The sequence below is a fragment of the Pseudomonas sp. ADAK7 genome (assembly GCF_012935675.1).
In the GTDB taxonomy this organism is placed as follows: Bacteria; Pseudomonadota; Gammaproteobacteria; order Pseudomonadales; family Pseudomonadaceae; genus Aquipseudomonas.
Genome location: NZ_CP052861.1, coordinates 1,422,928 through 1,445,118 on the forward strand (window position 1 = coordinate 1,422,928; position 22,191 = coordinate 1,445,118).

The following is a 22,191-nucleotide window of genomic DNA, read 5'->3' on the forward strand; positions in this document are numbered from 1 at the left end:
TAGAGAACAGTCAATAAGATGTCTGAAAAGCATAGTTCCATTGATGAAATCTGGATAGCTCGAAGCTTCAGGCGTCCAGATCGATAACGATTAACGCTATTCAATCGAGTTCTAAATTCCCTTCAGCTATAAGCTAATCATTTAAAAATTGCATATTAAGCCGAATCATTATGCTTAGATAACTACAACAACCTTCGAAACCAACGATGGAATCGCCATGACCCAGGCCCGACACCCGGAGAGACTCAGAGCATTCATAGGCGCCTTGGCGGAATTGATCGACAGCAATCCGCGCGAGGGTGACCTGTTGCATCGCGGCGGCAAGCTGCTCGGGCAATTGGTCAGCCATGACGACTGGCTGCCGGACGACTTCGCCCGCCCCGACCCGGAGCGTTATCAGCAATTTCTACTGCATGCCGATTCGCGGCAGCGCTTCAGCGTCGTCAGTTTTGTCTGGGGGCCGGGACAACGCACGCCGATCCACGATCATCGGGTCTGGGGTTTGATCGGCATGTTGCGCGGCGCGGAATATTCCCAAGGTTTTGCGCGTCATACCGACGGCACGCTGGTGCCTGAAGGCAACCGAATTCAATTGCAACCCGGTCAGGTCGAGGCCGTGTCACCGAAGATTGGCGATATCCATCAAGTCAGCAACGCCTTCGATGACCAAGTGTCCATCAGCATTCATGTGTATGGCGCCAACATCGGTGCCGTGCGCCGTGCGGTGTATCAGCCCGACGGCAGCGAGAAACTGTTTATCTCCGGTTATTCCAACGCCTTTCTCCCCAACATCTGGGATCTGTCCAAAGAGAGCCAAGCCCTATGAGCAACCAACCGATCCGCTCCTTCACCGAGATTCGAAAAGCGCTGCTGAACAAGGAAGAACTGGCCTTGGTGGATGTCCGTGAAGAAGCGCCTTTCGCGCAAGCGCATCCGTTGTTCGCGGCCAACATTCCGTTGTCCAAGCTTGAGCTTGAGGTGTATTCGCGGATTCCACGGCTCGACACTCAAGTCACCGTTTACGACAATGGCGAAGGCCTGGCACAGATTGCCGCGCAGCGTTTGCAGGGTCTGGGCTATGTGAATGTCGGCCTGCTGGAAGGTGGCCTGGACGGTTGGCGGCGTGCTGGGGGCGAGTTGTTTATCGACGTCAACGTGCCGAGCAAGGCTTTTGGTGAACTGGTGGAAAGCCAGCGCCACACACCGTCCCTGGCGGCCGAAGAAGTGCAGGCGCTGCTCGACAGCGAAGCCGATGTGGTGGTGCTCGATGCCCGGCGTTTCGACGAATACCAGACCATGAGCATTCCCACCGGGATCAGCGTTCCGGGCGCCGAGTTGGTGTTGCGCGCCCGGGAACTGGCGCCGGACCCGGCGACGCGGATTATCGTCAACTGCGCCGGACGCACCCGCAGCATTATTGGCACGCAGTCGTTGATCAACTCGGGCATTCCGAACCCGGTTTCCGCCTTGCGCAACGGCACCATCGGCTGGACCCTCGCCGGGCAAAAACTGCAACACGGCCAGTCGCGCCGGTTTGCGCCGACCAGCGACGAGCATCGGCACATCGCGGCCAAGGATGCCCGTCGTGTCGCCGAAAAAGCCTTGGTAGGCCGCGCCACCCAGGCCGATCTTCAGCGCTGGCAGCAGGAGTCGACGCGCAGCACTTATTTGTTCGATGTTCGTACTCCAGAAGAATTTGAACAAGGCCACTTGCCCAACGCCCGCTCGACCCCCGGCGGCCAACTGGTGCAGGAAACCGATCACTTCGCTAGCGTGCGCGGTGCGCGGCTGGTGCTGGTGGATGACGACGGTGTGCGGGCCAACATGTCGGCGTCCTGGCTCTCGCAACTCGGTTGGGAGGTGCATGTGCTGGATGACGTGCAACCTGCGCATTTCAGCGAAACCGGTGCGTGGCAGGCGCCCGTGCCTGCGCCGCAACAGGCCGAGGAAATCAGCGCCGAGACGTTGGCCGAATGGCTGACTCATGGCGATAGCGTGGTGCTGGATTTCACCAGCAGCGCCAACTACGTCAAACGCCATATCCCCGGTGCGTGGTGGACGTTGCGGGGGCAATTAAGTGAAGCGCTGAAGAATGTGCCGACCGCGCAACGTTACGTGCTGACCTGTGGCAGCAGCCAATTGGCGCGGCTGGCGGTCGCCGAGGTCGAGGCCCTGACCGGCAAACCAGTGTTCCTGCTCAAGGGCGGCACCGCCAGTTGGGTCGCCGCGCAATTGCCGCTGGAGGATGGCGAAACACACTTGGCCTCGCCGCGCATCGATCGCTATCGCCGCCCTTATGAAGGTACCGACAGCCCGCGTGAAGCGATGCAAGCGTATCTGGATTGGGAATATGGCCTGGTCGCACAACTGGCCCGCGACGCCACCCATGGCTTTTTCGTGATCTAACCGCAATCCGTCGTAGCAGCTGTCGAGCAGCGCGAGGCAGCGTTCGGCGGCGAAGCCGTCGTAAAATCTGCCGACGCGATCTTTCAGGTAAACCGCGTGCGCAGGGTTTGCGACGGCTTCGCCGCCGAACGCTGCCTCGCGTTGCTCGACAGCTGCTACAGGACCCACCACTCACAAGACACATCACACATCCGACCCCTCTCCAGGCGGAGGCTGAATTCACAACCGAGAGGAGTTACACCATGTCCGCCGTCCTGCACCGCACCGACTCACGCCCCCGGCAAACACTCCAGGTCACCCGCCTGGAACCCACCATCGGCGCCGAGATCAGCGGCATCGACCTGCGCCAGCCACTGACGCCCGAGCTGCGCGATGAACTGCGTCACCTGCTGCTCGAACACAAGGTGATTTTCTTCCGCGACCAGCTCATCAGCACCGACCAGCAGATCGCCTTCGCCCGGGAATTCGGCGAGCTGTATGTGCACCCAACCACCCAGCAGAACGACCCGACGCAACCGCAAGCGCACCTGATTCAAGCCCAGGACGAACGCAAACTCTACGGCCCGAGGATCAGCGGCCGTTGGCACACCGACACCAGTTGGCTGCTGCGCCCGACCCTCGGCGCCGTATTACGCGCAGTCGATTTGCCACCGGTGGGCGGCGATACCCTGTGGGCCGATACTGGCGCTGTCTATCGCGCTTTGCCCGATGAACTGCGGGCGGAAATCGATGATTTGCATGTGGTCCACGACTTCAAGAAAGCCCTGGACAAGGTTGGCTACGACTACCCGATCCTGGCCCATCCACTGGTGCGTACCCACCCGGAAACCGGCGAGGATGGCCTGTTCATCAACTTCTCGCAGAACCCGTCCGTCATCGGCTGGACGCCGGAAAAGAGCAAGCAACTGATTGATCGCCTGCTGCTGGAATTCAACAAACCGGAACACCAGGTGCGCTTCAAGTGGCGTGAAAACTCGGTGGCGTTCTGGGACAACCGCTCGACGCTGCACTACCCGGTCTACAACTACGGCGACTACCCGCGCCGCATGGAACGGGTGCTGATCGCTTATGACGACATTCCCCATCGGGTAAAACGCGCCAACGCGGCCTGACCTTCCCCCAACAAAACATCAGCGATCAATTAGCCGTCACACGACTCCTAGCAGCTACCGTGCCCGCAAGACTCCGTTCACTCGTAGCAGCTCCCGAGGCACGAGGCTGCGTTCACCTGTAGCAGCTGCCGAGGCACGAGGCTGCGTTCGGCTGCGCAGCAGTCGTGAAATCAGGCGGTGCGGTGTTTCAGGAAGACCGCATGCTCAGGTTCCACGACTGCTTCGCAGCCGAACGCAGCCTCGTGCCTCGGCAGCTGCTACGAGCCGTAGCGCAGGCCTCGCCATCTGCTACAGGAAGCGTGTTTTTGCGTGGCCTTCTTTCAGGAATTCGCGTCATGACCTCATCCAGCCCCCGAGTGAAATACGATTATTACGCCGCAGCAGCCCTGAGCCTGTTGGCCGCCAGCATTCAGGCCCACGCCGAAAGCGCCGAACCGGACAAGACCCTGAGCACGGTGGTGGTGACCGGTAACCGTGGCAATCAACCGCGCACCATCACCGACAGCCCCTCGCCCATCGATGTGATCAGCGCCGAACAATTGCAGGCCAGCGGCAAGGTCGGGCTCAAGGAATTGCTCGCGCGTCTGCTGCCCTCCTTTAACTTGCCGGCGATCAACGGCGGCGGCACGTCCTGGTCGGTGCGCGGCGTGACCATGCGCGGCCTGTCCGGCGATCAGGTGCTGGTGCTGGTCAACGGCAAACGCCGGCACAACACCGCGCTGATCAACAACCTGGCGCGCATCGGCACGGCGGCAGTGCCGGTCAACCTTGACCTGATTCCGGTCTCGGCCATCGACCACATCGAAGTGCTGCGCGACGGTGCCTCGGCGCAATACGGCTCCGACGCCATCGCCGGGGTGATCAACATCATCCTCAAGGAAAACGACAGCGGCGGCAGCGCTGAAACGTCATTCGGGCGTTACGGCAGTGGCGATGGCGACACCGTGCACCAGACGTTCAATTACGGCCTGGCGCTGCCCAATGACGGCTTCGCCAACCTGGCGCTGGACAGCAAGGAACAGGAACCCTTCGACCGCACCGGCAGTGCCACGGGCAACCTGTATTCCTCACCCGGTTTCCCCGACAGCCGCGACCAGACCACCAACCGCCACGGCTGGAATCCCAGTTATGGGCTGGGTCGGGAGAAAGTCACCAACGCCAGCTACAACCTCGAACTGCCGATCCACGATGATCTGACCTTCTACTCCTTTTCCACCGCCAGCTACATGGAAACCACCAAGGTCACCGGCAACTATCGACCCAACGACATCACCTCCCTGGCCGGCGACCCGGACACGCCCTACCCCGACGGCGTGCACGCCCAGCGCCGCAACCGCACCATCGACTTTCAGTTCGCGGGCGGCTTCAAGGGCGAGGTCGGTGGCTGGAACTATGACGCCAGTTCGACCTGGGGCGAGGACGATTCGACGCTCAATGCCAGCAACACCCTTAATCCGTCCTGGGGACCGACCAGCCCTACTTCGTTTCACTTGGCGTCACAGATTTTCGATCAGTGGACCAACAACCTGGACTTCAGTCGCGGCTTCGACATTGGCCTGAAAAATCCGCTGCAAACTTCCTTCGGCTTCGAATACCGCTGGGAGAAATACCAGATCGAGCCCGGTGACTATGCGTCCTATACGCCGGGTGACTATGTAATCCCCAGCGGACCGTTCGCCGGCCGCACGCCGCTGCCCGGCCTCGCCTCCTACAACGGCACCAGCCCCGACGACGCCGGGGAAATCAGTCGCAGCAACGTCGCCAGTTATGTCGACCTGGGGCTGGACGTGACGGATAAATGGTACGTCGGCACCGCCGCGCGCTACGAACATTACACCCAGGACATCGGCAGCACCTGGAGCGGCAAGTTCTCGACCCGCTACAAAATCACCGACGCCTTCGCCCTGCGCGGCACGGTCAACAATGGCTTCCGCGCGCCGTCCCTGGCGCAAACCATTTACGCCTCTTCCACCTTCACCTCCGGCGGCGTGGTCAATGGCGAGCAGGTCTCGGTGCCGGTCAAGGTGTTGCCGGTGGACACGCCGGAGGCGCAGGCCTTGGGCGCGGAAAAGCTCAAGCCGGAAAAGTCCTTGAACTACAGCCTCGGTTTCACCTATGACCCGACGGCCAACTACCGATTGACCACCGACCTGTATCAGATCGGCATCCGCGACCGCATCGTCTCCACCAGCCTGCTGGGCGGCCCGGCGGTCTCACAGATCCTCGTCGCCAACGGCTTGTCACCTGGCCTGTTTGCCCAGTACTACACCAACGCGGTCGACACCCGCACCCGCGGCATCGACATCGTCAACGAGTACCGCCAGCAACTGGACGAGTACGGCCAGGTGCGCTGGGGCGCGGCGTACAACTGGAATCAGACCAAGATCGAAAAGCTCCAGGACAACCCGGCCAAACTCACCAGCCTGGGCTCCAATTACCAACTGTTCGACCGACGCCTGCAAAAGGACCTGACCGTCGCCACGCCGCAATCGAAACTGATTTTGGCAGCCAACTGGAAAGTCACCGCCTACAACCTGAACCTGGCGCTGACCCGCTTCGGCAGTTACACCGAGGGCGACAACAACCCGGTGAACGACCGCAAATTCAGCGCCAAGTGGATCACCGACCTGGATGCGGCCTACGACCTGTCCAAGCACCTGACCGTGGCGTTGGGGGCGAACAACCTGTTCAACGTGTACCCGGACAAGAACGGCATCAAGGATTGGGCCGGCGGCTATAAATACGGGCAGTTCTCGCCGTTTGGCTTTGGCGGGGCGTATTACTACACGCGGTTGGCGTACAACTTCTGATCCCCGCATGATCGTTCCCACGCGGAGCGTGGGAACGATCGGCGTACGCATTAAATGCATTTATTTCATATTGATTATCACGATAATCAGCTTACTTAATAATTAGCATATAACCAGAAAGACTTTCCCATCGAGTTTTTATAGAGATAACGTCAACCCCAGACCGACCCCTTCTCCAGGCGGAGGCCACACGAACCCGCCTGGAGCTTGTCATGTCAATCAAACCGCTGTTGTTGAGCCTCTTCTGCGCCCTGGGCTTCACCGCCGTCAGCCACGCCGCCGACCTGCAACCGCTGCTGGTGGCCAATCAAAAATCTTCGATCAAAGTGCTGCTGGAAGTCTCCGGCGAATTGAAAGATGTGCCTTACGACATCCAGTTCTCCGAGTTCCCCGCCGCCGCGCCGCTGGGCGAAGCGCTGAACGCTGGCGCCGTGGATATCGGCGCGCTCGGCGACGCGCCTTACGTGTTCGCCCTCGGTGCCGGGGCACCGCTCAAGGTTGTGAGCATCATCCACGCCGAGGGTCGCTACACCACGGCGATCCTCGCGCTCAAGGATTCGCCGCTGAACAACGCCAGCGACCTCAAGGGCAAGCGCATCGTCACCACCCGCGGCTCCATCGGCCACTTCCTCGCGATCAAAGCCTTGCGCAGCGTCGGCCTGAGCACCCACGACGTGCAGTTCATCTACCTGCTGCCCAGCGAATCCCGAATTCTGCTGGACAACGGCAGCGCCGATGCATGGTCAACCTGGGACCCGTACACCACGATTTCCACCACGCAAAGCCAGGCCAAGGTCCTGGCCAGCGGCGACACGCTGCTGACCAACCATTTGTACCTGGCCGCCACCAGTCAGGCGATCGCCGGCAAACGCCAGCAACTGGACGACTTCGTGGCCCGGGTCGATCGCGCCTACCGCTGGACCAATGCTCATCCCGAGGAATATGCCGCCGCCCAGGCCAAAGTCACCGGCCTGCCGCTGGCCGTGCATGTTGCCGTAGCCAAAGGCACGCACATGCAACCGGTAGCGATTGACGACACGGTCATCAGCGGCCTGCAAACCACCGCCGACATCTATCAGGAAGAAGGCATTCTCACCAAGCACATCGACGTCTCCCAAGGCTTCGACAAGAGCTTCAACGCCCAGCGTGCCCCCGTCACCCAGGTATCGCGCTAATTCAGGAGTAACAACCATGAGCAAACAACGCCAACTGAAACTCGGCGCGATGGTCCACGGTGTCGGCCACGGCTGGGGCGAATGGCGCCACCCGCAGGCGCAACCCAACGCCAGCGTCAACTTCGACTTCTATAAGCAGCAGACGCAACTGGCTGAAGGGGCGAAGTTCGACTTCGTATTCATCGCCGACAGCTTGCACATCCATGAGAAATCCAGCCCGCACTACCTCAATCGCTTTGAGCCGCTGACCATTCTTTCGGCACTGGCCGCGACCACACAGCATATCGGCCTGGTCGCGACCGTTACCGTCAGCTACACCGAACCGTTCCAGGTCGCGCGCCAGTTTGCTTCCCTGGACCACATCAGCGGCGGGCGCGCCGGCTGGAACGTGGTGACTTCCTGGCTCAGCGGCACCGCCGATAACTTCGGCAAGGCCGAGCACCCACCCCATGCCGTGCGCTACCGCATCGCCAAGGAGCATGTGAATGTGGTCAAGGGTTTGTGGGACTCCTGGGAAGACGACGCCTTCGCCTACGACAAGCAAAGCGGCGAGTTTTTCACCCCTGGCAAGTTGCATGCGCTGGAGCACAAGGGTGAGTTTTTCTCGGTGAAAGGTCCGCTGAATATTGCTCGTTCACAGCAAGGTCAGCCGGTGATTTTTCAGGCCGGCACCTCCGAGGCCGGGCGTAATTTTGCCGCCGAGAATTCCGACGCGATTTTTGTCAGCCCCGAAACCTTCGATGAAGCCAAGGCCTACTACCAAGACCTGAAACAACGGGCCAGCGGCTTTGGCCGGGATGCGCAGAAGCTGTCGATCCTGCCGGGCATTCGTCCCATCGTTGGCCGCGATGAAACCGAAGTGGAAAGCCGCTATCAGCAAGCGGTGGACCTGGTGAGCATCGAGGACGCGATTGTCGCCCTCGGCCGGCCGTTCAATGACCATGATTTCAGCCAGTACCCATTGGACGCGCCATTCCCCGAGTTGGGTGACTTGGGCGCCAATAGCCAGAAAGGCGGGTCCGACCGGATCAAGCAACTGGCTAAGGACGAGGGCCTTACCTTGCGCCAGGTCGCCCTGCGCTTCTCCCGGCCACGGCGCGATTTTGTCGGCACACCCGAGCAGGTCGCCGACGCGCTGCAGACCTGGTTCGAAGCAGGCGCCGCCGACGGTTTCATCATCAACTCCTTGCTGCCGGATGGCTTGCAGTACTTCACCGAACTGGTAGTGCCGTTACTGCAACAGCGCGGCCTGTTTCGCAATGAGTACAGCGGTAAAACCCTGCGTGACAACCTGGGGCTGGAAGTCCCTGCCAACCGTCACGCAAGCACTCCTATTGAAGAAAAAAGCGAGGCCGTGGCATGAGCGAATCTCTCAATCAATTGCTCGCGGATTTGCACGCCGAACGCCTGGCGACCTGGGAGCCGGCGGCTCTGCAAGTCAATATCGACCAGCGTCAACGGCTGGTGGATGAAGCCAGGACCGAGGACTTCGTGAAGGTCGGCGACACCCTTGAGCCCTTCACACTGCTGAAGGTTGAAGGCGGCGACCTGAGCCGCGACACGTTGCTCGCCAACGGTCCGGCGGTGCTGATTTTCTTCCGCTTCGCTGGCTGCCCGGCTTGCAACATCGCCCTGCCCTATTATCAGCGGCGGCTCCATCCACAACTGCACGCGCTAGGGGTTCCATTGGTGGCGGTCAGCCCGCAAGTGCCGGAACGCCTGATCGAGATCAAGACCCGCCACAACCTCGAACTGCAAGTGGCCAGTGACCCGGACAACCAGTTCGGCCGGCGCCTGGGCATTCTCTACAGCTTCGACGAAGCCTCGCGCAGAGCTTCGCTGGCCAAGGGCAAAAGCATCGGCGAAACCACCGGCACCGGCACTTGGGAACTCCCGCAGCCGACGGTGGTGGTGATCGCCCAGGACGGCAGCGTCGCGTTCGCCGAGGTTAGCTCCGATTGGTTGGTGCGCACCGAAGCCGACCCGGTGTTGCGCGCCGTTGAACAACTGCTCGGGCAAATCCCCGCGCGAATCGCTATCTGACCAGAGCCTGACCATGACGAAAAATATTCACCAAGGACAGTTCAATCGTCGCGGCTTTCTCACGGCCAGTTCGATTGCCGTGGGTGCGTTGGGATTGTCCTCCCTGGGCTTGAGCGCCCGCGCATTCGCGCAAAACCCGTCGCTGTCGGACCTGACCCTGGGCGTTGCCACTTACCGCGGCCAGGAATCGTATTTCACCGAAGACGCCGGCACCGCTAACCGCCCTTACAAAGTCGATTACGCGGAATTTGCCGGCGGTAACCTGATCGTCGAAGCCCTGGCCTCGGGCAGCCTGGACATCGGTTCCATGAGCGAGATCCCGCCGATCTTTTCGATCCAGAGCCATCGTCAGCCACGGCTGATCGCGGTGATTCAAGGTGACGTGAACAATCAGGTGTTCCTGATTCCCAAGGACTCGAAAATCGAATCCGTCGGGCAGTTGCGCGGCAAACGGGTCGGCTACGTGCGTTCCACCACCTCGCATTACTTTCTGATCAAGGCCTTGAAGGAACAGGGCCTGACCATGAAGGACATCACGGCCGTGGCGCTGACGCCGCAGGACGGTTTCAGTGCGTTCCAGAGCGGCCAGCTCGACGCCTGGGTGATCTATGGCGTGTTTATCCAGTTGGCGAAATTCCGCAGCGGCGCCCGGGTGTTGAAGACTGCCCAAGGTTATTTGTCCGGCAACTATTTAATGGCGGCACGCCCGGCCGCCCTCGACGATCCGCTGCGCAAACAGGCGATTCAGGACTACTTGCAGCGCACCGCGCGCACGCTCGAATGGATCAACAACAATCCCGAACCGTGGGCAAGCAAATCCGCGCAGTTGCTGGGTGTCGATAAAGCCGTGTTCCTCGACATGTACAACAGCCGCAGCCAGCCGTGGAAAGTCCTCGAAGTGGACGACCAGGCGATTGCTTCACAGCAGGAAGTCGCGGATTTGTTCTTTGATGCCGGGGTGTTGAGTGAGCGCCTGGATGTCGCGCCGTTGTGGGACAAACAGTTCAAGTTGCTGCCGCTATGAACCGATTTCCAGCCTATTTGATCGGATGAATTAACCATGAGTCTTTCTTCTCAACACGCCCCGCCGCTGCGCTCTATCGAGGCGGCGAATTTCGAAGCATTGCTGGAAACCCTCGGCGCACAACTGGCCGCCACCGCCCACGTCTATGACGAAAGCGGTGCCTTTCCACACGACAATTTCAAGCGGCTGCACGAGCACGGTCTGGTCGCGCTCACCGTGCCCAAAGCCCTGGGTGGCGGTGGCGCAAACCTGTCCCAGGCACGCAAAGCCATCAGCGCGATTGCCAAGGGTGAGCCTTCGACGGCGCTGATCCTGGTGATGCAGTACCTGCAGCACACGCGCCTGCAAGACAGTAAAACCTGGCCCGAAACCCTGCGCCTGCAAGTGGCCCGAGATGCCGTCGAGCAAGGCGCTTTGATCAACGCCTTGCGCGTCGAACCCGACCTCGGCACCCCGGCCCGTGGCGGTTTGCCGGCCACCGTCGCCCGGCGCACCGCCGCCGGTTGGCGGATCAGCGGACGCAAGATCTACTCCACCGGCAGCCATGGCCTGACCTGGTTCAGCGTCTGGGCCCGGAGCACCGATGAAGATCCGCTGGTGGGTGCCTGGCTGGTGCACAAGGACACGCCGGGCATCAGCATCATCGAGGATTGGGATCACCTCGGCATGCGCGCCACTTGCAGCCATGAAGTCATTTTCGACAACGTGCTGGTGCCGCTGGATCACGCCGTCAGCGTCAGCCCATGGAGCGCGCCGCAACCCGAACTCGATGGCGACGGATTCCTGTGGATGTCCGTGTTGCTGGCGTCGGTCTACCACGGCGTTGCCCAAGCCGCCCGCGACTGGTTCGTCAGTTGGCTGGAACAACGCAAGCCGTCCAACCTTGGCGCGGCGCTGTCGACCCTGCCGCGCTTCCAGGAAACTGTCGGCCACATCGACACCCTGTTGTTCGCCAACCGCAGCCTGCTGGATTCGGCCGCTGAAGGACGGACGCCCGCGAGTAACGCCGCGCAACTGAAATACCTGGTGACCGGCAATGCCATCCGCGCCGTCGAGTTGGCCATCGAGGCCTCCGGCAATCCCGGTTTATCCAGGCACAATCCGCTGCAACGGCACTACCGCGATGTGCTGTGCAGTCGCGTCCATACGCCGCAAAACGACGCCGTGCTGCAAGGCGTCGGCAAAGCGGTGTTCGCCCAGCGCCAGCAGAAGGAACGCCCATGAGCCAGCTCGTGATTGCCAGCCAACTGGATGAAGATTTCAATGAGGTGATCCGCCAGCGCCTTGCGCAAACCCATCCCGACGCCGAGGTCTTGGGCGTGCCGGCCGGTGTGCCCAGCGACCTGCCCGCCGAAGTCAGCATTCTGCTGGCGCGGCCGATCAATGTGCGGGGCTACCTGGCGCCGGACGTGCCGCCGCCGGGTTGGCCCTATGGGTTGAAGTGGATTCAGGTGGTGTCTTCCGGCATCGACTTCTATCCCAAATGGTTGTTCAACGGTCCGCCCGTGAGTACGTCCCGGGGCAGCGCCGCCGAAAACATCGCCGAGTTTGCCCTGGCCGCGATCTTCGCCGCCGCCAAGCATCTGCCGGACATCTGGGTGCATGACGCGCAATGGAATTTCACTGCGCTGACGCCGCTCAAGGGCACTACGTTGGGGATTCTCGGCTTCGGCGCGATTGGCCGTAGCCTGGCGACCAAGGCCCACGCCTTGGGCATTAACGTGGTTGCATTACGCCAGAGCCCGACGCCGTTCGAGGTGGAAGGCGTCGAGGCGGCGCGGGATATCCATGAATTGTTTGCCCGGTCCGATCATCTGGTGCTGGCCGCGCCGTTGACCGAGGCGACGCGGCATATCGTCAACAGCGCGGTACTCGCCAGCGCCAAGCCGGGCCTGCACCTGATCAACATTGCCCGGGGTGGTTTGCTGGATCATGGCGCGCTGCTGGAAGCGCTGGACAGTGGCGCGATTGGCCTGGCCTCGCTCGACGTCACCGAGCCCGAACCGCTGCCCGATGGACATCCGCTCTATGCCCATCCACGGGTTCGCTTGTCTCCGCATACCTCGGCGATTTCCAGCAACAGTCGGCATGAGATTGCTGACAGTTTCCTGGCCAATCTTGAGCGGTTTCTGAATGGGTTGGCGCCGGAGAATCTGGCGAACGTACAGCGCGGGTATTGATACCCGCCGACCCACCGTCTTCGCGGGCAAGCCTCGCTCCTACAGGGGAACGCATCCCACCTGCAGGAGCGAGGCTTGCCCGCGAAGGCGTTTTAAAAGCCCCCACATCAACATCAGCTTTACGCATTTCTACATCATATTTAATGCCTATTTTTTATAATTAACTTATAACTAATCGGACTTTTACAGCGCCGTATTATACAAATACTGTTACAACCATCACCGACCCCTGACCAGGTGGAGGCCCACGGAACTGCTTGTTTTTCCGGCCGACACCACTCCACGGTCAACCGCTTCACCCAAAACTGAAATCGGCTCAAGCCCCCGCCGCCATGGCTTTCGATCCATGGCCCCGGCAACGCTTTGCCTAAAAAAACCAACAACGCCAACGACACACCTGGGGCTCACCATGCACAACACCTTCACTGCAAACCGTCTGACGCTGGCCGTGTCGCTGGCCCTGTTCGGCGCGTCGGCCCACGCCGAAGAAAACACCCAGTCGGGTGCCCTCCCCGTTGTCACCGTCACCGCCGAACACCACAGCGAAGACCTGCAAAAAACCCCGCTGGCGATTTCCGCGTTTGACGAAAAAACCCTCGAAGACAAGCAGATCAAAAGCGTCCGCGACCTCTCCGGGCAAGTGCCGAACCTGACCCTCAGCCGTCAGTCGATCTCCTACAGCGCCCAGACCTACGGGATTCGCGGCATCGGCGAGACCGACCCGATCCAGGAATCCGCCGTGGCGGTGTACGCCGATGACCTGTACATCCCGCGCGCCATTTCCTCGATGCTCGACTTCAACGATGTCGAGCGCGTTGAAGTGCTGCGCGGCCCGCAAGGCACGCTCTACGGGCGCAATAGCAGCGCCGGTGCGATCCGCGTGATCACCCGCGATCCGACCCAGGAAACCCGTGGGTTCTTCGAACTCGGCGCGGGCAATTACAACGCGCAGAACGGCCGATTCCTGATCAGCGGCCCGCTGGTGGACAACGCCTTGTTCGGCAGTTTCTCGGCGATTCGCCTGACCCGCGACGGCACCGTCTCCAACCCGACCCGCGGCAAGGATGTGAACAACGTCGACATCCAGTCCTACCGCGGCAAGCTGCGCTTCAACCCGATCGATTCGCCATGGGATGTGCAGTTGACCCTGGCCGGCACCTTCGACCGTGGCGACACCACCAGCTACACGCCATTCGACGCTAACGGCCATTTCGACAAATTCAAGAGCTACAGCAGCCTCGATCCGAAGAACCGCCTCGATCAGGGCAGTTCGGTGCTACGGGCGATCTATACGATCAACGACAACCTGAATTTCAAATCGGTGAGTGCCTATTCCGGGTTCAACCAACCGGTGGATTACGACAACTCCGGTCAAGCGGCGCTGATCCAGCAAAACCTGATCACCTACAAGCAGGACTACGCCACCCAGGAATTCCAGCTCAACGGCGACTACGACAAGTTCAGCTTCAGCACCGGCCTGTACCTGTACCGCGAAAAGTTCGAAGCCGACCGCGACAACCTGACCTATTCCGTGGCGCGCAATCGGGTAATCGGCCAAGGCCAATACAGCACGACCAACACCGAAAGCTACGCGTTGTATGGCCAGGGCAGCTACAAAATCACCCCACAACTGTCGCTGATCGCAGGACTGCGCTTTACCCGCGAGCACAAGAATTTCGACTACACCAACTACGCGATCAACACCGATCGGCAGATTACCGGGACCAATTTCAGCGCTGATTCAAGCAAGTCGTGGCAGTCCACCAGCCCGAAAATCGGTTTCGAATACGCCTGGACGCCACACCTTAATCAGTACGCCTACGTCGCCAAAGGCTTCAAGGCCGGCGGCTACGACAACCGCGCGCCGACCCGGGCCGCTGCCGAACAGGCGTTCTCGCCGGAAGACGTGACCACTTGGGAAACCGGGTTCAAGGGTGACTTCTTCGACCAGCGCCTGCGGGCCAACGTCGCGGTGTTCTACAACGACTACAAGGATTTGCAGACCAACGCCTACGACCCGGCGCTGGGCGTCAGCCTGCGGACCAACGTCGGCCAGGCGCACACCTACGGCGTCGAGCTGGAAACCCTCACCGCCCTGACCCGCGACCTGCAACTGACCGCCAACGTCGGCTACCTGCAAAGCCAGTACGACGACTTCGAAAACGCCAGCGGCGCCGGGGTCGATGCCAACGGCAAGCAGTTGGTGTTCTCGCCACGCTGGAACGCCAGCGTCGGCCTCAACTACACGATTCCAGCGGGCCTTCCCGGTACTTGGCTGGCGGGCACCGATGCGCAGTTCCAGACCAAGTCCTACGCCAACGCGCTGAACGACGACGTCCAGGAAATTCCCAAGCAGACCTTCTGGAACGCCAACACCCGCTACATCTCCAGCGACGGCCACTGGACCACGACGCTGGCGGTGAAAAACCTGCTCGACCGCGCCTACCCGCAATCGGTCGGCTACGTGCCGTCCAGTGGCGCTCGCTACTACTCGATCAACGACCCGCGAACCCTGTTGTTGTCGCTGCGTTACGACCTCTGATCTTTCTCACGAGAACATTCCAAGGAGCACACTATGGCCCTCTCCCGCAGAGAAATGATTACCCGCATCGCCGCTGTCGGTGGCTATGGTGCCGCCGTCAGCGCCCTCGGCGCGCTGGGGCTGACGCCTCAGGCCGTGGCATCGACTTTCAACCCGCTGCGACTGGGCAGCAGCGGCAAAGGCAAAAACGTGGTGGTGGTCGGCGCCGGGATCTCCGGGCTGGTCAGTGCCTATGAGCTGCGCAAGGCCGGTTTTACCGTGACCATTCTCGAAGCCCGGGAGCGAGTAGGCGGACGCAACTGGACCCTGCGCCGTGGCACCAAAGTCGATTTCGACGACGGCGTGAGCCAGACCGTCGACTTCGATGACGGGCAGTTTTTCAACGCCGGTCCGGCGCGGATTCCCAGCCATCACCAGACCATTCTCGGCTACTGCCGCGAGTTGGGTGTCGAACTGCAAGTACTGGTCAACAGCAGCCGCAATGCCCTGGCCCTGCCGGATCCGAGCAAACCGGCCTTCCAGTTGCGCCAGGCGGTCAACGACACCCGTGGTCAACTCTCCGAACTGCTGGCGCGCACCGTCAGCCGCCAAGCCCTGGACCAGGATTTGAGCATCGATGACCGCAAGGCGCTGCTGAATTTCCTCAAGGTCTATGGCGACCTCAATGCCGACTTCCAATACAAGGGCTCGGTGCGCTCGGGCTACACCCGCGTGCCCGGTGCCGGCGATCAAACCGGGGTGACCCGAGCCCCGCTGGAACTGCAAACCCTGCTCAATCCCAAGCTCTGGGGCGCGCTGGTGTTCGATGAAATCCCCGAGTTTTCCTCGACCATGTTCCAACCGGTCGGCGGCATGGACCGCATTCCTTACGCGTTCTACGACAAGCTCAAGGACGCGGTGCGCTTCAACGCCGAGGTCAGCGATATCCAGACGTCCGAAAGCGGCAGCCGCATCACTTACCGGGATCGCAAGACCGGCAAGACGCAAACCCTGAACGCCGATTACGCGGTGGTCACCGTGCCGCTGCCGTTGCTGGCGAAACTGCCGAGCAACTTCAGCCAACCGTTCAAGCAAGCGATTCTGAGCGCGCAAAGCGATCAGGCGAACAAAGTGGCCTGGCAGTCGCCGCGTTTCTGGGAAACCGACTTCAACATCTACGGCGGGCTCTCTTACCTCGATCACGAAGTCAAAGGCTTGTGGTATCCGAGCGATCGGCTCAACAGCGCTCAAGGGATTCTGGTGGCGGCCTACAACACCAGCGAGCCGGCCCAGGCCTTCAGCAAGAAATCCATCGCCGAACAGTTCGCCTCTTCCCGGCAAGCCGTCGAACTGCTGCACCCCGGCCACAGCGCCAAATTGCAAAAACCGGTGGCGATCAACTGGGCCAAGGTGCCCTTCAGCAAAGGCCCGTGGATCGTCAACGACGAAGTTGGCGAGAGTGCTTACGCGATTCTCAACCAACCCCAGGGCCGCACCTACCTGGCCAGCGACGCCCTCGCCCACGGCGGCGTTGGCATCTGGCAAAACAGTGCCGCTGACTCGGCCCGACGCATCGTCGCGCTGATTGGCCGGCATGCCGAACGCACTCAATCGGGCGTTGCTGCCTGACTCTTTTCTCTTAAAGGACTGAACGATGAAAGCCATTACCTTGCTCACAGGATTGCTCATGACCGCCACCGCCCTCACCAGTCAGGCCGACGAAATCAAACGCATCGCCCTGCCCAACTCGAACTTCCCGATTTCCCTGGCGGTGTCGGTGCCGGCGCAAACGGAGTTGCTGTTCGTCAGCGGATTGCTTGCAGATTTGCATGACCCGAAAGCGCCGAAAGATTCGTTCGCCGCCTATGGCGATACCGCGACCCAGACCACCTCGATCCTCAACAAGCTCAAAGGCGTGCTGCAAAGCCAGGGCCTGGACCTCGGCGATGTGGTGCAACTGCGGGTGTTCCTGGTGGGCGATCCGGCCAAGGGCAACAAACTCGATTTCGCCGGGTTGCAGGAAGGCTATACGCCGTACTTCGGCAGTGCCGCGCAACCGAACAAACCGGCGCGCACGGCGATTCAAGTCGTCGCGCTGCCGCTGCCCGGCGGCCTGGTGGAAATCGAAGCCGTCGCCGCGCGCAAGAAGTGACACGGACAACACCCGACATTCAGGAGCTTCACCCTTATGCGCAACTGCCCAGTACCTGCCTATCGTCCTTTGTTATTGCCGCTGTCCTTTGCTTGCAGCCTGACCTCGTTCAGCCTCGAAGCCGCTGAAACCGGCGCGCCGACCCTCGACACCGTGGTAGTCACCGGCAACCGTGGCGCCGAGCAACGCACCGTCACCACTAGCCCGACGCCGATCGATGTAGTGACCGGCGAACAACTGCGTTCGGTGGGCAAACCGAGCCTGCTGGAAGCGCTGAGCAAATTCATCCCGTCGTTCAACCTGCCCGACCGCGCCGGTTGGGATGCCAGCGGCGTGGTGCGCTCGGCCACCCTGCGCGGACTGACCGCATCCCATGTGTTGGTGCTGGTCAACGGCAAGCGCCGACACACCAGCGCGACGTTGAACATCAACGGCATCAACAGCGGCGCGGCGCCGAGCGATTTGGACTTGATCCCGGTGGCGTCCATCGACCATATCGAGGTGCTGCGCGACGGTGCGGCGGCGCAATACGGTTCGGATGCGATTTCCGGGGTGATCAACATCATCCTCAAGCAGACCACCGGCGGCAGTTCCGACACCACGCTGGGCCAGGGTTACGACGGCAAGCGCGGCACCGGGCAGGAAGCGCTCAATTATGGGTTTCAGGTCGGTGAAGCCGGCGTGCTCAATGTCTCGCTGGACACCCGTTATCAGGAGCGGGACAACAAGGCCGGCAGCAACGGCTACAGCGCCCATTACTACCCGCAGGCCGATGGCTCGCCGGATCCGCGCGAGGCCGGCGCCAGCCACCACACCTACAAAGGTTATGGCTTGCCCCGCAGCCAGTTGGCCGATGCCGGCTACAACCTCGACCTGCCGCTGAACGATGCGCTGACGTTGTATTCGTTCTCGACCGTGGCCACCCGCGAGAACAACGACGGCCAGAATTTCCGCCTGCCCAGCGGACGCAACACCATCACCACCGGGCCTAATGGCTTTCCCGATGGCTACAGCCCTTATTGGCTGGTCAACGAAACCGACTTCCAGTCCGCGTTCGGTGCCAAAGGTGACAACTTCGGCGGCTGGGCCTGGGATTTGAGCAGCACCTACGGCCGCAACTACGCCAAGCAGCGAACCTACGACAACCAGAACCCATCCCTGGGCGAAAACACCCCGAACAAGTTCACTTCAGGTATCTACATTGCTGACCAACTCACCAGCAACCTCGATCTGAAAAAAAGCTACGAGATCGGTCTGGCCAAACCCATGGACGTGGCCTTCGGTTTTGAACATCGGCGGGAAAGCTACGAGACGCGCGCCGGCTCCGAAGCTTCGTATATCGATGGCGGCTACGTGTTCCCGGCCGACAGTCCGCGCGCCGGGCAACGTCCGGATCCGGGGGCGCAGGTCACCAATGGCATCACCCCGGAGGATGCGCAGAAAGTCAGCCGCAACAGCGTCGCCAGTTACATCGATCTCGGCTTCTATCCGGTTGAACAGTGGTACGTCGGCGTCGCCGGTCGTTATGAGCATTACAACGAAGGCATCGGCGGCACCCGCAGCGGCAAGCTCAGTACGCGTTATGAGTTCAACCCGGTGTTCTCGGTGCGTGGCAGTGTCAGCAATGGCTTTCGCGCGCCGTCATTGGCCAACCAGATTTTCACCGCGCGCTCGACCGGGTTCGACACCATCAATGGCGTCTACCAGTCCTACAACTACGTGATTCTGCCGGTGGACTCAACGGGCGCCCAGGCCCTCGGCGCCGAAGCGCTGAAACCCGAGCGCTCGACCAACTTCAGCCTCGGCTTTGCCCTGACCCCAAGCGAAGACTTGAGCCTGACCGTCGACGGTTACGTGATCAATTTGCGCGACCGGCTGGTCCTCAGCGAACGCTTCCAGGGCCCGGGCGTCGCCGCCCTGCTCGACGGCATCGGCGTGCCGGCCACGGCGGGCGCGCAGTACTTCACCAATGGCGCCAACACCCGCACGTCCGGGGTCGATGTGGTCGGTAATTACCGGCAGAACCTCAACCGCTACGGCACGGTGAAATGGACGGCGGCGCTGAATTACAACCACACGCAGATCCTCAGCGTGAACGACACCCCGGAACAACTGACGGCATTGGGCGGTAATTTCCAGCTGATGGGCCGCCAGTCCCGGGCGCTGATCACCAAGACGTCGCCGAGCAGCAAGATGATTTTCGCCGCCGACTGGGGCATCAGCGACTTCGACGTCAACCTGCGCCTGACCCGTTATGGCACCTACACCGAGGTCAACAGTTCGAGCGATTCGAGCCTGGATCGCGAGTACTCAGCCAAATGGATCACCGACCTCGACGTGGCCTATGCGCTGAACAAACAACTGACCGTGGCGGTAGGCGCGCAGAACCTGTTCGACAAATACCCCGACCATATCGGTGTGCCCAACTCGTCGTTCGGCGATAACTGGGGCAGCTATTCACCGTTCGGCTTCACCGGCGGTTACTACTACACCCGCCTGCAATACGCGTTTTGAGCACTGAATCGCGGGCAAAAAAAAATCCCAGGCAGCTGATGGACGCCTGGGACTTAAAAATGCATAAACCGTGGTGGTGAACGCGGGGCGATATTAACCTACTAAAACACTTTGAAACAATATATTTCTGCGCACCGTTCGGTTAATTAAAATCGTAAGCCCTTATATATCAACACTATTTGTGCGGACTTCTACGGCTCAAGCAATCGGAATCAGCGGATCGGCGGCGGCCCAAGCGGTCTCGCGATTGGCGGCTGGCGGGTAAATCCACACGGTATTGATCTGCGTCTTGAGCGCCTTGCCTTCCTGTTTCACCAGTTTGACCTGGCGATCCCAACCCTCGGTATAGACCGCGCCCCAGGCGCCCAAATCCAGGCAAGTTACGTACTTGGGCTGGCTGTACGGCGTCGGGTCCACGCCGAGCATCTGCGCGGCCACGTTGTTCCCGGCGTGACGGCCGAGGACGATGGCGTGCTGGCAGGTCATCAGCGCGTGGTTGCCGATGTCGTCGCTCGCGGCGTAGGCCACGTCGCCGGTGGCGAAGATGTCGTCCTGACCGATGACTTGCAGGTGCGCGTCCACGTGCAGGCGGCCAAGGTGATCACGTTCGCCGGGGATCTGCTCGGTCAAGGAGCTGGCGCGCACGCCGGTGGTCCAGATCACGGTTTTAGCTTCGATGCGTTGACCATCGGCCAGGGTTACACCGTTTTCATCGACAGCGACGACCGACGATTTCAATTGCCATTTCACACCCAGTTCTGTGCTCGCTTCGGCGATGGACTGGCTGATTTCGGCGCCCATCGAGGCACCGACTTTCTCGCCACGATCAACGATGATCACGTTGATGTTCGCTTTATCGCCCAGGATTGCTCTCAGGCGAGCAGGCATTTCGGTCGCAGTTTCAATCCCGGTGAAGCCACCGCCAGCCACCACGACGGTGTTTCGAGCGGTGCTTTCTGGCTGATTGGCCAACGACTTGAGGTGGTTTTCCAGGCGCACGGCTTGTTCGATCTGATCCACGTCGAACGCGTATTCGACCACGCCAGGGGTGTTTGGCGACGCGAGACGGCTGCCAGTTGCCAGAACGAGTTTGTCGTAGCTGAGCACCTGTTTGGCCCCCGACGCATCAAGATAGCCGACACGTTTTTGCTCGACATCGATGGTTTCAGCGGCGCCCTGGACGAACTTCACACCCACCGCTTCGAACAGCTCGCCAATCGGCGCAGCCAGTTGGTGAGCATTCGGTTCGTAGAAGCGCGGACGCACCCGTAGCTCGGCCTGCGGCGCCAGGACAGTGACTTCAACGCTGTCGTGCCCATGAATATCGAACAAACGCGTGGCGCTCAACGCCGTCCACATGCCACCAAAACCTGCGCCGATGACCAGAATCTGTTGTTTCATTTTTTAACTCCGAGTGGAAAACCAGGTTGTGAATGTGTTCAGGGTCATGACTGCTGCCTGACCGGACAACTACGACTTTATTAGTCGCATTTAATTTGAACAAGTCAACTTTACTGATCATTCCAATCGATTTATCAGATTGGTCTTCAAAACCTTTCTAAACCGGCCCTTGCCGACCCAGCAGCCCCTTGCACAATAAGCAACGAAGCACTGTTGCCCGATGAAGCGCGTTGTCGCCCTCCTGTTCCGCTGCTAATATTTGCGACTACATTAGTCGGAGATCACTATGTCTCTTTACAGCGCAGGCGTTGAGTACGGGATTCATTGCCTGCTTTTTCTGGTGGGCAATGGCGGCGACTCCCGTGAGGCCAGCGTGCGCGACCTCGCAGAGTTGCAAGGCGTGCCGCTGGACTACCTGGCGAAAATCTTCACCAAACTGGCCAAGGCCAAACTGGTGGTGGCCACTGAAGGCGTGCGCGGCGGTTTCAAACTGGCCCGGCCTTCGGATGAAATCACCCTGCTGGACATCGTCAACGCCATCGACGGCCAGAAGCTGATCTTCGATTGCCGTGAGATTCGCGGGCGCTGCGCCTTGTTCGAAGGCTCGGCGCCGGCCTGGGCGCTGGACGGTGGTTGCGCGGTGCACGGGGCGATGATGACGGCGCAAAAGCGCATGGAAGACGCCCTCGCCCAGACCGCCCTGATTGATCTGGCGAGAAAGGTCGGACGCAAGGCCCCGCCGGAGTTTTCCGGGCAGGTGGATGAATGGCTTATTGAGCGAAGAGAAAAGAAAAGCGGCACCAGCGCCGAGCAGAGCATTGCGGTGACCGATATCACCGACTAGCTACAAAAA

Annotated in this window: 16 protein-coding genes; 15 read left to right on the plus strand and 1 reads right to left on the minus strand. The window is 60.7% G+C overall.

Features of this window, described 5'->3' with window-relative positions; all coding sequences use genetic code 11:
- Window positions 1-217 precede the first annotated feature (217 nt).
- The 14 genes from HKK53_RS06455 to HKK53_RS06520 all read left to right on the plus strand — a co-directional run bounded on the left by HKK53_RS06455 (window position 218) and on the right by HKK53_RS06520 (window position 19,937).
- Window positions 218-826, plus strand: coding sequence for a cysteine dioxygenase (locus tag HKK53_RS06455; RefSeq protein WP_133838976.1), 609 nt, complete (start codon window positions 218-220; stop codon window positions 824-826).
- Window positions 823-2,406: a rhodanese-related sulfurtransferase gene (locus HKK53_RS06460; protein ID WP_169370077.1), complete on the plus strand. Its 1,584-nt coding sequence runs from the start codon at window positions 823-825 to the stop codon at window positions 2,404-2,406. Before HKK53_RS06455 ends, HKK53_RS06460 begins: the two co-directional genes overlap by 4 nt.
- Before the next feature lie 242 nt (window positions 2,407-2,648).
- On the plus strand, window positions 2,649-3,518 hold the full coding sequence (locus HKK53_RS06465) for a TauD/TfdA dioxygenase family protein (RefSeq protein ID WP_169370078.1): 870 nt from the start codon (window positions 2,649-2,651) through the stop codon (window positions 3,516-3,518).
- A 335-nt stretch (window positions 3,519-3,853) separates the two neighbouring features.
- Window positions 3,854-6,328 (plus strand): TonB-dependent receptor plug domain-containing protein, encoded by a 2,475-nt coding sequence (locus HKK53_RS06470; RefSeq protein ID WP_169370079.1) that lies wholly within the window; start codon window positions 3,854-3,856, stop codon window positions 6,326-6,328.
- A 212-nt stretch (window positions 6,329-6,540) separates the two neighbouring features.
- A complete protein-coding gene (locus tag HKK53_RS06475) occupies window positions 6,541-7,503 on the plus strand; it encodes an ABC transporter substrate-binding protein (protein ID WP_169370080.1) in 963 nt (320 codons plus the stop codon).
- 16 nt (window positions 7,504-7,519) lie between these two features.
- Window positions 7,520-8,866, plus strand: a complete 1,347-nt coding sequence (locus HKK53_RS06480; protein WP_169370081.1) for an LLM class flavin-dependent oxidoreductase — start codon at window positions 7,520-7,522, stop codon at window positions 8,864-8,866.
- Entirely contained in the window at window positions 8,863-9,546 is a 684-nt protein-coding gene (locus HKK53_RS06485) for a peroxiredoxin-like family protein (protein ID WP_169370082.1), read from the plus strand. Before HKK53_RS06480 ends, HKK53_RS06485 begins: the two co-directional genes overlap by 4 nt.
- Window positions 9,547-9,559: 13 nt before the next feature.
- A complete protein-coding gene (locus tag HKK53_RS06490) occupies window positions 9,560-10,570 on the plus strand; it encodes an ABC transporter substrate-binding protein (protein ID WP_169370083.1) in 1,011 nt (336 codons plus the stop codon).
- 36 nt (window positions 10,571-10,606) lie between these two features.
- Window positions 10,607-11,794 carry an acyl-CoA dehydrogenase family protein gene (locus tag HKK53_RS06495; protein ID WP_169370084.1) on the plus strand — a complete coding sequence of 396 codons (1,188 nt, stop codon included), beginning with the start codon at window positions 10,607-10,609 and terminating at the stop codon, window positions 11,792-11,794.
- Window positions 11,791-12,750: a D-isomer specific 2-hydroxyacid dehydrogenase family protein gene (locus HKK53_RS06500; protein ID WP_169370085.1), complete on the plus strand. Its 960-nt coding sequence runs from the start codon at window positions 11,791-11,793 to the stop codon at window positions 12,748-12,750. Before HKK53_RS06495 ends, HKK53_RS06500 begins: the two co-directional genes overlap by 4 nt.
- Before the next feature lie 409 nt (window positions 12,751-13,159).
- Window positions 13,160-15,292 carry a TonB-dependent receptor gene (locus HKK53_RS06505; protein ID WP_169370086.1) on the plus strand — a complete coding sequence of 711 codons (2,133 nt, stop codon included), beginning with the start codon at window positions 13,160-13,162 and terminating at the stop codon, window positions 15,290-15,292.
- 33 nt (window positions 15,293-15,325) lie between these two features.
- The gene (locus HKK53_RS06510; protein ID WP_169370087.1) at window positions 15,326-16,900 is read left to right on the plus strand and encodes a flavin monoamine oxidase family protein; all 1,575 of its coding nucleotides are present in this window, start codon (window positions 15,326-15,328) and stop codon (window positions 16,898-16,900) included.
- A gap of 25 nt (window positions 16,901-16,925) precedes the next feature.
- The gene (locus HKK53_RS06515; protein ID WP_169370088.1) at window positions 16,926-17,423 is read left to right on the plus strand and encodes a RidA family protein; all 498 of its coding nucleotides are present in this window, start codon (window positions 16,926-16,928) and stop codon (window positions 17,421-17,423) included.
- Between the two features lie 36 nt (window positions 17,424-17,459).
- Window positions 17,460-19,937: a TonB-dependent receptor plug domain-containing protein gene (locus HKK53_RS06520; RefSeq protein ID WP_169370089.1), complete on the plus strand. Its 2,478-nt coding sequence runs from the start codon at window positions 17,460-17,462 to the stop codon at window positions 19,935-19,937.
- A gap of 198 nt (window positions 19,938-20,135) precedes the next feature.
- Here the strand turns inward: HKK53_RS06520 and HKK53_RS06525 are convergent, their stop codons facing one another.
- Window positions 20,136-21,338 (minus strand): NAD(P)/FAD-dependent oxidoreductase, encoded by a 1,203-nt coding sequence (locus HKK53_RS06525; protein ID WP_169370090.1) that lies wholly within the window; start codon window positions 21,336-21,338, stop codon window positions 20,136-20,138.
- A 286-nt stretch (window positions 21,339-21,624) separates the two neighbouring features.
- Here HKK53_RS06525 and HKK53_RS06530 point away from each other — a divergent pair, with 286 nt between their 5' ends.
- Window positions 21,625-22,182, plus strand: coding sequence for an RrF2 family transcriptional regulator (locus HKK53_RS06530; RefSeq protein WP_169370091.1), 558 nt, complete (start codon window positions 21,625-21,627; stop codon window positions 22,180-22,182).
- Window positions 22,183-22,191 lie beyond the last annotated feature (9 nt).

Bases quoted from the DNA above. Each gene is read 5' to 3' on its own strand.
- HKK53_RS06460 (WP_169370077.1), top strand. From the start codon at position 823: ATGAGCAACCAACCGATCCGCTCCTTCACCGAGATTCGAAAAGCGCTG.
- HKK53_RS06520 (WP_169370089.1), top strand. From the start codon at position 17,460: ATGCGCAACTGCCCAGTACCTGCCTATCGTCCTTTGTTATTGCCGCTG.
- HKK53_RS06475 (WP_169370080.1), top strand. From the start codon at position 6,541: ATGTCAATCAAACCGCTGTTGTTGAGCCTCTTCTGCGCCCTGGGCTTC.
- HKK53_RS06515 (WP_169370088.1), top strand. From the start codon at position 16,926: ATGAAAGCCATTACCTTGCTCACAGGATTGCTCATGACCGCCACCGCC.
- HKK53_RS06465 (WP_169370078.1), top strand. From the start codon at position 2,649: ATGTCCGCCGTCCTGCACCGCACCGACTCACGCCCCCGGCAAACACTC.
- HKK53_RS06470 (WP_169370079.1), top strand. From the start codon at position 3,854: ATGACCTCATCCAGCCCCCGAGTGAAATACGATTATTACGCCGCAGCA.
- HKK53_RS06495 (WP_169370084.1), top strand. From the start codon at position 10,607: ATGAGTCTTTCTTCTCAACACGCCCCGCCGCTGCGCTCTATCGAGGCG.
- HKK53_RS06455 (WP_133838976.1), top strand. From the start codon at position 218: ATGACCCAGGCCCGACACCCGGAGAGACTCAGAGCATTCATAGGCGCC.
- HKK53_RS06530 (WP_169370091.1), top strand. From the start codon at position 21,625: ATGTCTCTTTACAGCGCAGGCGTTGAGTACGGGATTCATTGCCTGCTT.
- HKK53_RS06505 (WP_169370086.1), top strand. From the start codon at position 13,160: ATGCACAACACCTTCACTGCAAACCGTCTGACGCTGGCCGTGTCGCTG.
- HKK53_RS06490 (WP_169370083.1), top strand. From the start codon at position 9,560: ATGACGAAAAATATTCACCAAGGACAGTTCAATCGTCGCGGCTTTCTC.
- HKK53_RS06525 (WP_169370090.1), bottom strand. From the start codon at position 21,338: ATGAAACAACAGATTCTGGTCATCGGCGCAGGTTTTGGTGGCATGTGG.
- HKK53_RS06480 (WP_169370081.1), top strand. From the start codon at position 7,520: ATGAGCAAACAACGCCAACTGAAACTCGGCGCGATGGTCCACGGTGTC.
- HKK53_RS06510 (WP_169370087.1), top strand. From the start codon at position 15,326: ATGGCCCTCTCCCGCAGAGAAATGATTACCCGCATCGCCGCTGTCGGT.
- HKK53_RS06485 (WP_169370082.1), top strand. From the start codon at position 8,863: ATGAGCGAATCTCTCAATCAATTGCTCGCGGATTTGCACGCCGAACGC.
- HKK53_RS06500 (WP_169370085.1), top strand. From the start codon at position 11,791: ATGAGCCAGCTCGTGATTGCCAGCCAACTGGATGAAGATTTCAATGAG.